Origin of the sequence: Chamaesiphon sp. GL140_3_metabinner_50 (genome assembly GCF_025361915.1) — a bacterium.
Lineage (GTDB): Bacteria > Cyanobacteriota > Cyanobacteriia > Cyanobacteriales > Chamaesiphonaceae > Chamaesiphon.
Genome location: NZ_JANYJC010000002.1, coordinates 1 through 13,282, shown reverse-complemented (window position 1 = coordinate 13,282; position 13,282 = coordinate 1). Strand labels below are relative to the sequence as shown.

The following is a 13,282-nucleotide window of genomic DNA, read 5'->3' as shown; positions in this document are numbered from 1 at the left end:
GGCAATTTTGGGCAGAGCCATAACCTTAATCAGTCTCGTCTTCTAAATGTGCTTTGATAATAAACTTGACTTTGATCGGTAGCTTGTGCATCGCTAGACGCATCGATTCCCGTGCAATGTCTTCAGGAACGCCACCAATCTCGAATAAGATCCGACCTGGCTTAACTACTGCTACCCAAAATTCGGGAGAACCTTTACCGGAACCCATCCGTGTTTCTGCTGGGCGCATGGTAACTGGCTTGTCAGGGAAGATCCGAATCCAGATTTTCCCGCCCCGTTTGAGATAGCGGTTCATGGCTCGCCGACAGGCTTCGATCTGACGGGAGGTGATCCAGGATGGTTCGATCGCTTGTAAGCCGTATTGACCAAAAGCAATCTCACTGCCTCTAGTAGCTAAACCAGTCATTCTACCGCGTTGTTGTTTGCGGAATTTCGTTCTTCTAGGACTTAACATTTTTCAAATCTATCCTTCATCAGAGCGGTCATCGAACTGCTGACGACGGCGTTGTTGCTGTTGCCGACGTTTTGGTTGAGCAGCACTAGGTATTTCTAGATTTTCTTGTCCGGGGATGATTTCGCCCTTAAAGACCCAAACTTTTACACCGATGATTCCATAGGTGGTTTCTGCGGTTTTGGAAGCGTAGTCAATGTCTGCGCGGAGGGTATGTAGAGGTACGCTACCTTCACGAGACGATTCAGTTCGAGCGATTTCTGCTCCATTGAGTCGTCCGCCGACTTGAATTTTGATGCCTTTGACTTCGGCTCGTTGTGCCCGTTGGATTGCCTGACGGACAACACGACGGAAGGAGACACGACGAGATAGTTGTTGAGCGATGAATTCAGCGATTAGAGCTGCATCAGCGTCAACTTTAGCAATCTCAATAACGTTAATCCGAATCTGACGATCGGTACCAAGTTTTTTGAGCAGAGCTTGACGGATGACTTCGATACCGCTGCCTTGACGACCGACGACAACACCTGGACGAGCGGTATGGATTTCGAGTTCGATTTGGTCGGCTTTACGCTCGATCCGAACTTTAGAAATACCCGCAGTCTCAAGAGTTTTATCTTTCTCGATGTGCTGACGGATAATGTAGTCTTCTTTGAGAACTTCGGAATATTTTCGAGTATCTGCATACCACCGCGAACGGTGTTCTTGCGTGATACCGAGTCTAAAACCGATCGGATGAATCTTCTGTCCCATGTTATTTCTTTATATGCTCCCTAGTTCGTTTCCGCCACTGCCACGGTGATGTGACATGTCGGTTTGCGGATTTTGTAAGCGCGACCTTGCGCTCTGGGGCGGAAGCGTTTGAGTGCGGGGCCACCATCGGCAAAGGCAGTCGAAACTACCAGCTTGGCTGGATTCATCCCATTGTTATGCTCGGCATTGGCTACAGCCGATCGTAAGACTTTGATAATTTCTTCACATGCTTTGTAGGGCATGAATTCAAGAATAATCAAGGCTTCACGGTAAGAACGTCCCCGAATTTGGTCTAGTACGCGGCGCACTTTGAAGGGAGACATGCGAATATATTTCGCAACTGCTTTAATTTCTGTTTTGTTATCGATCGCCATAATTTTTCCTCTAGCATCCAGAGTCTAAAATTCAAAGTTAATTTGAATTATCTACCGGATTTTTTGTCTCCCTTTGAGTGGGAACGATAGTTCCGCGTTGGTGAGAATTCACCGAGTTTATGTCCGACCATTTGATCGGAAACAAATACGGGCACATGTTGGCGACCGTTATGTACTGCGATCGTGTGTCCGACCATTTGCGGCAAGATCGTGGAAGCCCGCGACCAAGTTTTAATCACATCTTTACGACCAGATGCATTCATTTTTTCGACCTTTGTCATCAGATGATCTGCGACAAATGGCCCTTTTTTGAGAGAACGACCCATAATTTAGTTTAGTGAATAGTGAATAGTGGCTAGTGGATAGTGGCTAGTGATAATCGATCGAACGTAGTTTTCCGTTGTTAATAATTACCAGCGAATAGTTCACAATGAATAACCGATGGTTAATTTCACTATTCACTAGCCACTGTCCACTATCCACTCTCTTAGTTCTGACGACCGCCTTTACCGCGTTTGGAAGATTTACGGCGACGGCGAATGATGAGTTCGCTGCTGGCTTTGTTCTTCTTCCGAGTTTTGTAGCCCAGAGTTGGTTTACCCCAAGGCGTAACTGGGCCGGGACGACCGATGGGAGCGCGTCCTTCACCACCACCATGTGGGTGATCGCAAGGGTTCATGACGCTACCTCTGACTTTCGGGCGACGACCTTTCCAGCGGTTGCGTCCGGCTTTACCCGCGTTGGTGTTCCGCGCTTCTGTGTTGCCAACTTGACCGATGGTCGCGTAGCATTCTTTCCGCACCATCCGGACTTCACCAGAAGGCATTTTCAGGGTTACATAGTCGCCTTCTTTGGCTACTAGTTGAGCCGCAGCACCAGCCGAACGAGCGATTTGGGCACCTTTGCCAGCCGTGAGTTCGACACTATGAACGGTCGTACCCAAGGGGATATTAATTAGTGGTAAAGCATTCCCAATTTCAAAGGGAGACTCTGGGCCAGTAATAATTTCCATGCCGACAGTCAAGCCGACGGGATGGAGAATATAACGCTTTTCACCATCTTTGTAGAACAGTAGGGCGATCCGAGCATTCCGGTTGGGATCGTATTCGACTGTTGCTACTTTGGCGGGAATGTTAATTTTATCCTGACGGCGGAAATCGATAATCCGATACAGACGTTTGTGACCGCCACCGCGACGGCGGCTGGTAATGACACCGCGATTATTGCGCCCTTTAGCGCGGTGCTTGTAGTGAACCAGTGATTTTTCCGGCGTACTCGTGGTAATTTCAGCAAAGTCTGAGATTACGGTTTCGCGAGTACTGGGCGTATATGGCCGATAAGAACGGGTACCCATGATTTAGAGGTTAGGTGTTAGGTATTAGGTATTAGGGGGAGATACAGAAGGCAAAGGGGACGATAAAAACATGAGCTATAAACTACTCAATGCTTACTCTCAACTCCCAACTCGGCAACTCCCAACTACTTAAACTTCAGGGAAGAGGATAATCTCTTGACCTTCGACGATAGTGACGACGGCACGCTTGTATTTGGGCTTGGCACCGAGGAATTTACCGACGCGACGAGTTTTGCGGGGTAGATTTTGAGTGCTGATCCCTTTAACTTTCACATCGAATAAAGATTCGATCGCGGCTTTAATCTGGGGCTTGGTCGCCTGGGGGACGACATCAAAAATATATTGATTGCGTTCCATCGCGATGGTGGCTTTTTCGGTGACGATGACGCTCCGAATTAAGTCTGGTAAATCGCGCTCGTCAACTCTAATCGTCATTGTAAACCTCCTGGATTTTAGCGATCGCTTCAGCAGTAGCTACGATCTGGTCTGCATTCAGGAGGTCGAAAACGTTGAGTCCCGATGCCGAAATCATTTTGACATTGCCAATATTGCGAATCGACAGCAGCGTATTGTCTTCGACTTCTGCCACGATAATCAATACTTTACTATCAGCTTCTACGCCCCATCGAGTCATCGCTTGGACGAACTCTTTGGTTTTAGGTTGAGCTAAATTAGTGGCAAAATCTTGGACGACGATCGTATCGTCGATCCGACTCATTAGCGCAGTCCGTAGAGCCAATCGTCGCTCTTTACGGTTCATTTTCATGTTGTAATCTTTAGGTTTCGGCCCAAAAATTACCCCACCACCCCGCCAGAGTGGCGAGCGAATCGAACCCGCACGCGCGCGTCCGGTACCTTTTTGTTTCCAAGGTTTCCGTCCACCACCGCGTACTTCTGCACGAGTCTTCGCACAAGCGGTACCCTGACGGGCGTTATTTGTCTGCCGAATCAATGCTCTATGCACGATGTGAACGGCATTTTCTTCTCTAGCGACGGCGAGTTCGATGGTGGCGGAGCCAGCTTCGTTCCCTTGCCAGTCGCGGACAACGCAATTAGCCATAATTTATGTTTATCTCCCGATTCTACTTACTTAGACTATTTACCTACTTTGACTTCAGGCACAATCCTTAGTAGTGCGCCGGGTTTGCCAGGAACCGAACCTTCGATTAACAATACGTTGCGCTCGACATCGATTTGCACGACGACTAATTTCTTGATCGTGATCCGTTTGCCACCCAAGCGTCCAGCCATTTTCTTACCTGGATAGACGCGACCGGGAGTCGTACCCGCACCAGTCGAACCGGGTTCGCGGTGATTTTTAGAACCGTGAGACATCGGCCCACGAGCGAAGTTCCAACGTTTTTGCCAACCTGCAAAACCTTTACCGATACTGTTGCCAGTTACGTCGATAATTTGACCGACAGTAAAGATGTCTGGTTTGATTTCTTGACCGATCGTCCAAGCATCGGTGCTATCGACTCGAAATTCTTGGAGGTGACGCAGTGGCGGAGCCTCGGATTTTTTGAGGTGTCCGAGTTCTGGTCGGTTGAGTGCTTTTTCTTTAACTTCATCAAAACCCAGTTGGATGGAACTATAGCCATCTGTAGCTTGAGTTTTGATTTGAGTAACGGTACATGGCCCTGCTTGCACGACGGTAACAGGAATCGCTCTACCTGTTTCTCTGTCGAAAATTTGGGTCATGCCGAGTTTGGTGCCGAGGATACCGATAGACACGGTGTAATCTTTTCCTTAAATTTGAGACATTAAGTGGTGATGGACTTCCACCGGCAGGCGCGTCCATCTGTGGGTTTGACTTAATTTCCCAATCCAGCTAGCTTTAGCAATGACGATGCTGTGTTACTACAGATTGTCGTTGCGGCGGCAGCGATAAGTTTTCACTCGAAGCGCAATTTTAGAAGATTGGGTACCAATCGAGAATCGTCTTAATCGCCCGAAAGACTGGAGCAGCTTGCTGCTTAGTATCTATCTGAGCCGATTCTCTAGAGTCGCAGCTCGATGGAGCTGGAAGTTTTAGACCACAATCTACAAGTTTACACTAGGAGATCGCTGTTGTCTATATATTTATTAATAGTTTTGAGGGATCGATCGTGGCATCGTCACTATGATGAGATTGAGATCGATCGCCCCAGCTTCAGTAGTACCCAATTTTACAAATATGACATCGCAATTAGTGTTTAATTTAGCTAGTGGTTCCGTTTCCTGCGGCTTCACACCCACGGCTGCTAAAGAATTACAAGCAAAGCTTCAAGAGATCGTGAACGCGCTCAAAGCCAAAACAGCCCCGATTCCGGGCATGAGTGGCAAAGCCAAGCCCACCGCTGCGATCGAATATCAATATACCGGAGATGTTTTCCTCGAAATATTCTGCAACCCCAATATTTGGGCGAATGTGTTTGTTGCTAAAATATCCATTACCTTGCGCGACGATCGGATCCGACTCAGTAGTGAAGCCGAACTGACCCGAATTATCGAAGATGTCGATCGATTTGTGTCACAGTTCGATTAACAACCGATTTTTAGATAATTTCGGCATTTATGTAGCTCTTGGCTCAATCGCTTAGAGCTATCTAGTCCGATCTCCGAACGATCGCATTTCAATGTTAAATCTAATACAATCGAGCAAGAATTGGATCGGAAATACCAAAATAGGTCATGATATAATATCTGCAAATTTCAGTGCTTAACCCCCAATCATATTATGAATATTAAAGCGATCGCGAGGATAAGCTGGTGCGGACTTATTTGGATCGGGTTACACCCACACCAATCGTTCGCCCAAGTGCCGACTAAAGCTGTCAAAACTAATCCTGTTACTTATGAAGACGACCGGGTTAAAATCGTGGTTCAAGAATGCAATCGCAAGCTGCAAGATCTGGTTTGTAGAGCAGTCTTGACTAGCAAAAGCAGCGATCGCACCATCGATATTAATGGCGATAATATTAAGCTAGTCGATTTTGAAGGTAACGAATATTACCCGACAAGTTTGCGATTTGCCAATCGATCGAGTGAAAACAACGCAATTAGAGCCGAATTGATTGAAAATGTTCCGGTTAGAGCAAGTTTCATTTTCACGAAAATACCTAGCAATTTAACGCAGATTGCCTTGCTGCAAATTCCCCTGAGCGGTGGTATTAATACTACAGCTAAATTCAGAAATTTCAGTCCGATCGTCATAGCTCCGATCGCGGTTAAACCGATTAAAACTCCAGTGCCGATTATTGCCTTATCAGATGTAGTGAACGAAGTTGCTACAGATCCTAATTTAGTTTGTCCCGATCGGACTAAAATTATGTACAGAGCTATATCTAGAAGTTATTCAATGTATATTTGTGGGACTAAAAATCCGACTCATTATGTGGGACTTTCTAAAGATGGCTCACAAGGAATTACCCTCAGACTGCGCTATTACGATCGGACGCAATTTTCAGCAGATAATGGTGAAACTAATTACACCATCGCAGCTAATCGATTGACTATTCGCAAAGATAATAAGATCCTCTATCAAGAAAAGATTCAGGTTTTACAAGCCTTACCGGGAACGATTGCAACTGAAGAGGTAACTTCTAAAAGTAAGTCCAAAAGAAATGTGACTTCAAAAACTAGCGATGTTAACCAAAACCGTAGTGCTACCGGACAACCTACTTCTAAGCCCAGACAGAACCCCGATCGCTAGAAATGTTTCGATTTGTATTTTTTTAGAATCTAAATAAATGCCGATCGACCAATAGTGGCTAGACTACCGATCTCGGTGTCAAATTTAGACATTAACGAAGCTCAATCTCAGTATAATCTTCTAAAGGTTGGCATAAATTCTGAATCGACTCAGTATTTCTACGTGGATTGACTAGACGATCGAAATTCGATCGAATATAGTGATATTGAGGTTAAAAATCAGAGTGTTTGTATGAACGAGGCGCAAAATTCTACTCAGCAGTTACCATCGTCACCACCCGATCGTAACGTTGGCAATCCCAGTCAACTAGCAATTTTGTATGACTCGATTCTCTCACAGCGATCTGATGCCAAAGATAAATATTCAGAAACTGAAGCACTGTACGCTCATTCTTTGAGCATTTGCGAACAGCAATTTGGTGCCAACCATATTCATACCGCTCAAAACCTGAATAATTTGGCAGTTTTGTATGAGTCAATGGGTAAATATACTGATGCTGAGTCTTTATATGCCCGCACTTTATCGATTCGAGAAGAGCATTTAGGAGCCACTCATCCTTTTACCGTTCAAAGTTTAAATAACCTCGGACTGTTGTATGAATCGATGGGTCGCTATACCGATGCCGAACCATTTTATACTCGATCGTTAACCATCAGAGAAGATCGTTTTGGCGATACTCATCTCCAAACCGCCCAAAGTTTATATAGCTTGGCGCAACTATATGCTGCGATGGGTCGATACACAGAAGCGGAACCCTTATACGTCCGCTCTTATGAAATTTGTCAGCGGGAACTGGGCGAAGATCGGCTCGACACCGCTCAAAGTTTGGGTCACTTAGCAAGTTTGTACCTAGTGATGGGCAGATATACTGAATCCGAACCTTTATACATTCGCGCTCATGCCATCTACGAAGCTCAATTAGGCTGCAACCATCCCGATACTGCTAACTGTTTGCAAGAATTGGCAGGGTTATATCTAGAGATGGGGCGAGATGAAGAAGCCGAATCTTTATACATTCGCGCTTTAAAAATCTACGAGCAACAAGCAGGTGTAGATCGTGTCGATACTGTTGGTAGTCTCAATAATCTAGCTAATCTGTATGCAACAGTAGAGCGATATGAAGATGCCGAATCGCTATACGTTCGCGCTCTGAATATCTACGAGCGACAAGTCGGCGTAGATAGTTTAGATACGATTCCCAGCCTCAACAATCTGGCAAATTTATATAAATCGATCCAACGCTACGAAGAAGCCCAACCCCTGTATGCGCGCGCTCTGGCTATCTGCGAACGACAATTAGGCGCGCACGTTTATACAGCCCAAAATCTGGGGCACCTGGGTAATTTACATTACGATATGGGCGAATTTCCAGAGGCACAATCTTATCTGCAACGCGCTCTGAAAATTTACGAGCAGCAATTAGGCACAGAACACCCCCATACTGCCCAAATCCTCAATAACCTCGCCAGTCTATACTATCGAATCGAAAACTATCCTGAAGCCGAACCGCTGTACGCACGCGCATTAGGTATTTACGAACGGCAATTAGGGCAACAGCATCCAAATACAGCGCAAGGGCTAAACAACTTAGCAGTATTGTATTATAAAACTGGAAATTACAGTGCCGCCGAACCACTATATATTCGATCGCTAGACATCAGACAGCGACAATTAGGCACCAATCATCCCCATACCGCTCAAAGCCTAAATAATCTGGCTAGCTTGTATTACAAAACTGGTCAGTATAGTAAAGCCGAAGTACTATATACTCAGTCTCTAGCAATTAGAGAACAGCAATTGGGTAAGGAGCATCTTCAGATTGCCACTAGTCTAAATAACTTAGCCTTCGTGTACCAATCGATGCAAAGATACAGCGAGGCGGAACAACTTTACACCCGCTCGTTAACGATTAGAGCGCAACATTTAGGAACAGATCATCCTAAAACTCAAAAAGTGCAATTAGATTTTCTTGACTTTCTACAGCAAGTCGTGAATACTGGACAAGTCGATCGACTCTCCAATTTACCTTTGACCCAAGCTCTGCTTCAAAAAATGCGGCAAGCGTAAGTGAGTAAATCGTCACAAACAATCGCCATTGCGATTGTTTGGTCGCCAATCGACTATAAAATTTTACAAATTCAGCTCGATCTAGATCTAGGGGAAGAGTACTAATGTGATATGATTTTGGGCAATAGGACACAAACGCCACATTGGTTGCGTATGACGACTTCGATCTTGAGGTACTAACACCTGATTATCGCTGTCGATTGCGAACGATCGATTCACTCATAACTTCAAAATCAAATTTAGCTAATCGCTCGCGATATTAACTTTCAGGCACAGAGCTTGTTAAAAAATAGTTAATCTTGTCGATCGATCTACCAGCATTAAACCATTTGGTAACAATGGATGGTAATTAACCAAGAGTGGGCTTTGACGATCTTTTTAGATCTCAGTCTCTCCCCGCAACCTTCAGTTCACTGCAATAAATTTCAGCGAAGGAGGCCGAAGTGCAGAATAAATGTGTCAAAAATCGAAGTAGAACCAAGCGGCGCAGTATTTACTGCCCCATTCATGACTGTTATCTAGACAGCATGAGTAAAAAGTATTATTTGTTTGCCGACCGACCCGAACAGCTAGAAGCGAGAGGAATCGATCGCTTATCCGCCCGGATGTCGATCGAATTTCACACCACGATCTCGATTACGGGTGAATGGTTAGAGGCTTTTTGGTGCGATCGCTGCCAGACCACTAAGTGGTACTACGTGTGCAAAACCGCAGATCGCACTTACGAAATATCTCCTGCTCCAGACATTCTATGGCAGCGAGTCACCGGAGTAGTTCACCCGAATGGTAACCCTTCTGTAGGCGAGTTCACCCGCCGAGAAGCCCGTGTCAATCATTATCAGGGACTTAAAGCCTTCAATACAATTCGGTAGCTGAATGCAATCGAATTGAAAAATTTAGCTCCTGTATATTAATATACCAGTCAGCTAGTAATTATACCACCGTCTTTTTGCGGATCTATTCAGATTGTCAAGACAATTCGGACGGCATCGCGATTCAGGCACCAATTTAGGGCAACATAAAATCAAGACAGCGAAAATGCCGTTGCAGTTTGGGTAATTTTACAGATATCTAAATTATGGATTCAGTCGATCGAGTAATACTAGTAACGGGTGGGGCGGGATACATCGGTGCCCATGCCGTTAAAGCCTTAGAAGCAAAAGGTTTTCAAGTCATTATCTTAGACAACCTAGTCTACGGACACCAGAAACCTGTCGAGACACATCTCAAGGCTAAATTAGTAATCGGCGATATTAGCGATCGAGAAAAGCTCGATCGACTATTTACCGATAACAAGATTGATGCAGTCATGCATTTCGCCGCATTCGCTTATGTAGGCGAATCAGTCAGCGATCCGGCTAAATATTATCAAAATAACGTTGTCGGTACCCTGACGCTGCTCGATGCCATGCGTCAACACGGAATCGATAACTTCATCTTTTCCTCTACCTGTGCGACCTACGGCAATCCGCAGTACATTCCGATCGACGAAAACCATCCCCAAAACCCGATCAATCCTTACGGTGCTGGCAAATTAACAGTCGAGCGCATCTTAAAAGACTACGATCCGGCGTATGGGTTAAAATCAGTAATTTTCCGCTACTTTAACGCTGCTGGAGCCGATCCCGATGGCATGTTTGGGGAAGATCACAATCCCGAAACTCACTTAATCCCCCTGATCTTACAAGCAGCAGCAGGCAAACGCCCCGCCATTTCTGTCTTTGGCGACGATTACGAGACACCCGATGGCACTTGCATTCGCGATTATATCCACGTCACCGATTTGGCTCAAGCCCATGTCTTAGGGCTAGAATATCTATTACAAAACCGAGTCAGCCAAATCTTCAACCTCGGTAACGGCAGCGGCTTCTCGGTTAAGGAAGTCATCGATACAGCCAAGCAAGTAACGGGCAAAGAAATCGCGATCGAGCAATGCCCCAGACGCGCAGGCGATCCTGCTATCCTAATTGGGAGTAGCACTAAAGCCCGTGAAATGTTAGGCTGGGCACCTCAATACGCCGACTTGACAACGATCGTCAAACATGCGTGGGCTTGGCACCAAGCGAAACATTTTAGTTGACTACAGACCTGAAATCGAGAGAGGAAATGAAAAGAGCGATCGTGTAAGTACAATGAGCATAGCAGTGTAAATAAATTGGATTTACAAACTAGACGAAAATTTATTGCGATTAGCCTCAGAAGGGTTAAACCGGGCAGCGGAAGTACACACGAGTTCTTGAAAACTCGGACTTGGAGCAGAAAAATGACGGATCTGCGAGATCTAATCGATCGACCTTATGCGATCGTGGGAGGTGTGGCGACTCGGTTATATATGCCAGAGCGAATGACCGACGATCTGGATATTCTGATTCATAGTAGCGATGTAGAACGAGTTTATACTCAACTAGCCCAACAGAACGCCAGGAGAATCGGAGAACTAAGTATTGGCGGGACATCTTGGGAATTACCAGACAAGACAGTATTAGATATTATCAGCAGCGATAAACCTTGGGTGGAGATCGCATTACAACATCCGCGTCTTAGTCCCGACGATCGGCAGCCAGTTATCGACCTACCATATTTAGTCCTAATGAAGCTGGAGGCTAGTCGAACCAACGATCTGAGTGATATTAGCAGAATGTTAGGGCTAGCGGGCGATCGAGAATTAGATGAAGTTAGAAGGGTAATCGAAAGATACGATCCTAATAGCTCAGAAGATTTGGAAAGCCTGATTCTACTAGGCAAACTGGAAATGTCATAGATATCTAGAGGTTTCAAATCGCTCGCCTAGTCAGGTCATTTTCATAAAAAACAGTACGTCCCTAATCTCGACTACCATTCAAATTTAGTAATGAAAAGAGCGATCGTTTGTGGTGTTTCTGGACAAGATGGAGCTTATTTAGCTCAATTGTTGCTCGATCGCGGCTACACTGTCTGCGGTACTTCGCGAGATGCCCAGATGTCGAGTTTTCGCAACCTCAAATCTTTAGGCATCGCCGATCGCATCCAGCTAGAATCGATGTCTCTGACCGATTTTCGGAGCGTCTTGCAGGTACTAACGAAGTTTCAACCCGATGAAGTCTACAACTTAGCAGGTCAAACTTCAGTCAGCTTATCCTTCGGGCAGCCAGTAGAAACGCTCGAAAGTATTGCGACAGGCACCCTCAACTTATTAGAAGCCGTTCGCTTTCTAGGAGCGGGGATCAAACTCTATAATGCTGGCTCCAGCGAATGCTTTGGCGATACTGGCGGCACTGCTGCCGATGAAGAAACACCCTTCCGACCCAGAAGTCCTTATGCCGTCGCCAAAGCCGCTGCCTTTTGGGAAGTGGCGAATTATCGAGAAGCTTATGGGCTATTTGCCTGCTCTGGAATTTTATTCAACCACGAATCGCCCCTGCGTCCAGAAAGATTTGTCACCCAAAAAATTGTTGCCGCAGCTTGTCGGATTGCCAAAGGGAGCCAAGAAACACTCAGTTTGGGTAACATGCACATTCAGCGGGATTGGGGCTGGGCACCAGAGTATGTAGAAGCCATGCACTTGATGTTGCAACAAGCGCAGCCGAGCGATTATGTGATTGCCACCGGGGAAAGTCGCCGTCTAGAAGATTTTGTCGCCGCCGCTTTTGCCGCTGTAAACTTAGATTGGCACGAACACGTCGCGATCGATGATAGTTTATTAAGACCGACAGATTTAGCAGTAGGTAGAGGCAATCCTAATAAAGCTCGATCGATCTTGGGTTGGGAAGCTAAATATAAAATGGCTGATGTCGTCCGGATGATGAGTGCTGCTAAAGTTTAACCGATCGATCTGAATTACTATTAAAAAGCATATTTATGAGTGTTAAAGGTACAGGTGCTAATCCAGAACTAATTATTGAAGCTGGGCGAGCCGAGCGACAGTATTGGCAAGATATCTGGCGGTACCGAGAGTTATTTTACTTTTTGGCATGGCGGGATATCTTAGTCCGTTATAAACAAACTGCGATCGGAATTGCCTGGGCGTTGATTCGACCATTTATCACGATGGTGGTATTTACAGTCGTATTTGGCAGTTTAGCCAAACTACCATAGCAAGGCGTACCTTACCCGATTCTAGTATTCTCAGCGATGCTACCTTGGCAGTTTTTCGCGAATGCTTTATCTGAATGTAGTAATAGTTTGATTGGTAATGCTAATTTAATTTCTAAAGTTTACTTTCCTCGATTGATCGTACCAGTGAGTGCGATCGTCGTAAGCTTTGTAGATTTTATGATTTCTGGAATCATTTTATTAGGATTGATGGCTTACTATAACTATGTTCCTAGTTGGCGGATACTAATGTTACCAGTGTTTATTGCGATCGCATTTGCGGCTTCGATCGGGGCTGGCTTATTATTTGCCTCGCTCAATGTTAAATATCGCGATTTTCGGTTTATCGTACCATTTATCACCCAAATTGGACTGTATATTTCTCCAGTCGGATTTAGTAGTAGTATCGTCCCCGAACAGTATCGGTTACTCTATTCTCTCAATCCAATGGTCGGCGTAATCGATGGATTTCGCTGGTCGATCTTAGGTGGAGATGCAAAGCTGTATTTACCAGGATT

15 protein-coding genes and 1 pseudogene are annotated in these 13,282 nt (G+C 45.5%); 8 read left to right on the top strand and 8 right to left on the bottom strand.

What is annotated here, in order from left to right:
- Positions 1-25: 25 nt before the first annotated feature.
- The 8 genes from rplP to rplC all read right to left on the bottom strand — a co-directional run bounded on the left by rplP (position 26) and on the right by rplC (position 4,666).
- Positions 26-454, bottom strand: coding sequence for a 50S ribosomal protein L16 (gene rplP, locus Q0R35_RS00125; RefSeq protein ID WP_295613129.1), 429 nt, complete (start codon positions 452-454; stop codon positions 26-28).
- Positions 455-463: 9 nt separating this feature from the next.
- Complete coding sequence (gene rpsC, locus Q0R35_RS00120) at positions 464-1,204, bottom strand: 30S ribosomal protein S3 (protein WP_295613126.1); 741 nt, start codon at positions 1,202-1,204, stop codon at positions 464-466.
- Positions 1,205-1,224: 20 nt separating this feature from the next.
- A complete protein-coding gene (gene rplV, locus Q0R35_RS00115; RefSeq protein ID WP_295613123.1) occupies positions 1,225-1,578 on the bottom strand; it encodes a 50S ribosomal protein L22 in 354 nt (117 codons plus the stop codon).
- A 47-nt stretch (positions 1,579-1,625) separates the two neighbouring features.
- Positions 1,626-1,904: a 30S ribosomal protein S19 gene (gene rpsS / locus Q0R35_RS00110; protein WP_295613120.1), complete on the bottom strand. Its 279-nt coding sequence runs from the start codon at positions 1,902-1,904 to the stop codon at positions 1,626-1,628.
- Positions 1,905-2,065: 161 nt separating this feature from the next.
- Entirely contained in the window at positions 2,066-2,932 is an 867-nt protein-coding gene (rplB, locus tag Q0R35_RS00105) for a 50S ribosomal protein L2 (protein WP_295613118.1), read from the bottom strand.
- A gap of 129 nt (positions 2,933-3,061) precedes the next feature.
- Positions 3,062-3,367 (bottom strand): 50S ribosomal protein L23, encoded by a 306-nt coding sequence (locus tag Q0R35_RS00100; RefSeq protein ID WP_295613115.1) that lies wholly within the window; start codon positions 3,365-3,367, stop codon positions 3,062-3,064.
- Positions 3,357-3,992, bottom strand: coding sequence for a 50S ribosomal protein L4 (rplD, locus tag Q0R35_RS00095; RefSeq protein WP_295613112.1), 636 nt, complete (start codon positions 3,990-3,992; stop codon positions 3,357-3,359). Before rplD ends, Q0R35_RS00100 begins: the two co-directional genes overlap by 11 nt.
- A 35-nt stretch (positions 3,993-4,027) precedes the next feature.
- A complete protein-coding gene (rplC, locus tag Q0R35_RS00090) occupies positions 4,028-4,666 on the bottom strand; it encodes a 50S ribosomal protein L3 (RefSeq protein ID WP_295613109.1) in 639 nt (212 codons plus the stop codon).
- A 442-nt stretch (positions 4,667-5,108) separates the two neighbouring features.
- On the opposite strand from rplC, the gene Q0R35_RS00085 reads away from it, so the two are divergent.
- The 8 genes and pseudogenes from Q0R35_RS00085 to Q0R35_RS19440 form a co-directional block, all read left to right on the top strand.
- Entirely contained in the window at positions 5,109-5,459 is a 351-nt protein-coding gene (locus Q0R35_RS00085; protein ID WP_295613107.1) for a hypothetical protein, read from the top strand.
- Between the two features lie 192 nt (positions 5,460-5,651).
- Positions 5,652-6,626: a hypothetical protein gene (locus Q0R35_RS00080; RefSeq protein ID WP_295613104.1), complete on the top strand. Its 975-nt coding sequence runs from the start codon at positions 5,652-5,654 to the stop codon at positions 6,624-6,626.
- Positions 6,627-6,857: 231 nt separating this feature from the next.
- Entirely contained in the window at positions 6,858-8,693 is a 1,836-nt protein-coding gene (locus tag Q0R35_RS00075) for a tetratricopeptide repeat protein (protein ID WP_295613101.1), read from the top strand.
- 527 nt (positions 8,694-9,220) lie between these two features.
- Positions 9,221-9,565 (top strand): hypothetical protein, encoded by a 345-nt coding sequence (locus Q0R35_RS00070; protein WP_295613098.1) that lies wholly within the window; start codon positions 9,221-9,223, stop codon positions 9,563-9,565.
- A 206-nt stretch (positions 9,566-9,771) separates the two neighbouring features.
- Positions 9,772-10,773, top strand: coding sequence for a UDP-glucose 4-epimerase GalE (galE, locus tag Q0R35_RS00065; RefSeq protein ID WP_295613094.1), 1,002 nt, complete (start codon positions 9,772-9,774; stop codon positions 10,771-10,773).
- Positions 10,774-10,956: 183 nt separating this feature from the next.
- Positions 10,957-11,454, top strand: a complete 498-nt coding sequence (locus Q0R35_RS00060; protein WP_295613091.1) for a hypothetical protein — start codon at positions 10,957-10,959, stop codon at positions 11,452-11,454.
- Positions 11,455-11,544: 90 nt separating this feature from the next.
- Positions 11,545-12,495: a GDP-mannose 4,6-dehydratase gene (locus Q0R35_RS00055; protein WP_295613088.1), complete on the top strand. Its 951-nt coding sequence runs from the start codon at positions 11,545-11,547 to the stop codon at positions 12,493-12,495.
- A 35-nt stretch (positions 12,496-12,530) separates the two neighbouring features.
- Positions 12,531-13,282: pseudogene (locus tag Q0R35_RS19440) on the top strand (ABC transporter permease); the annotation flags it as partial.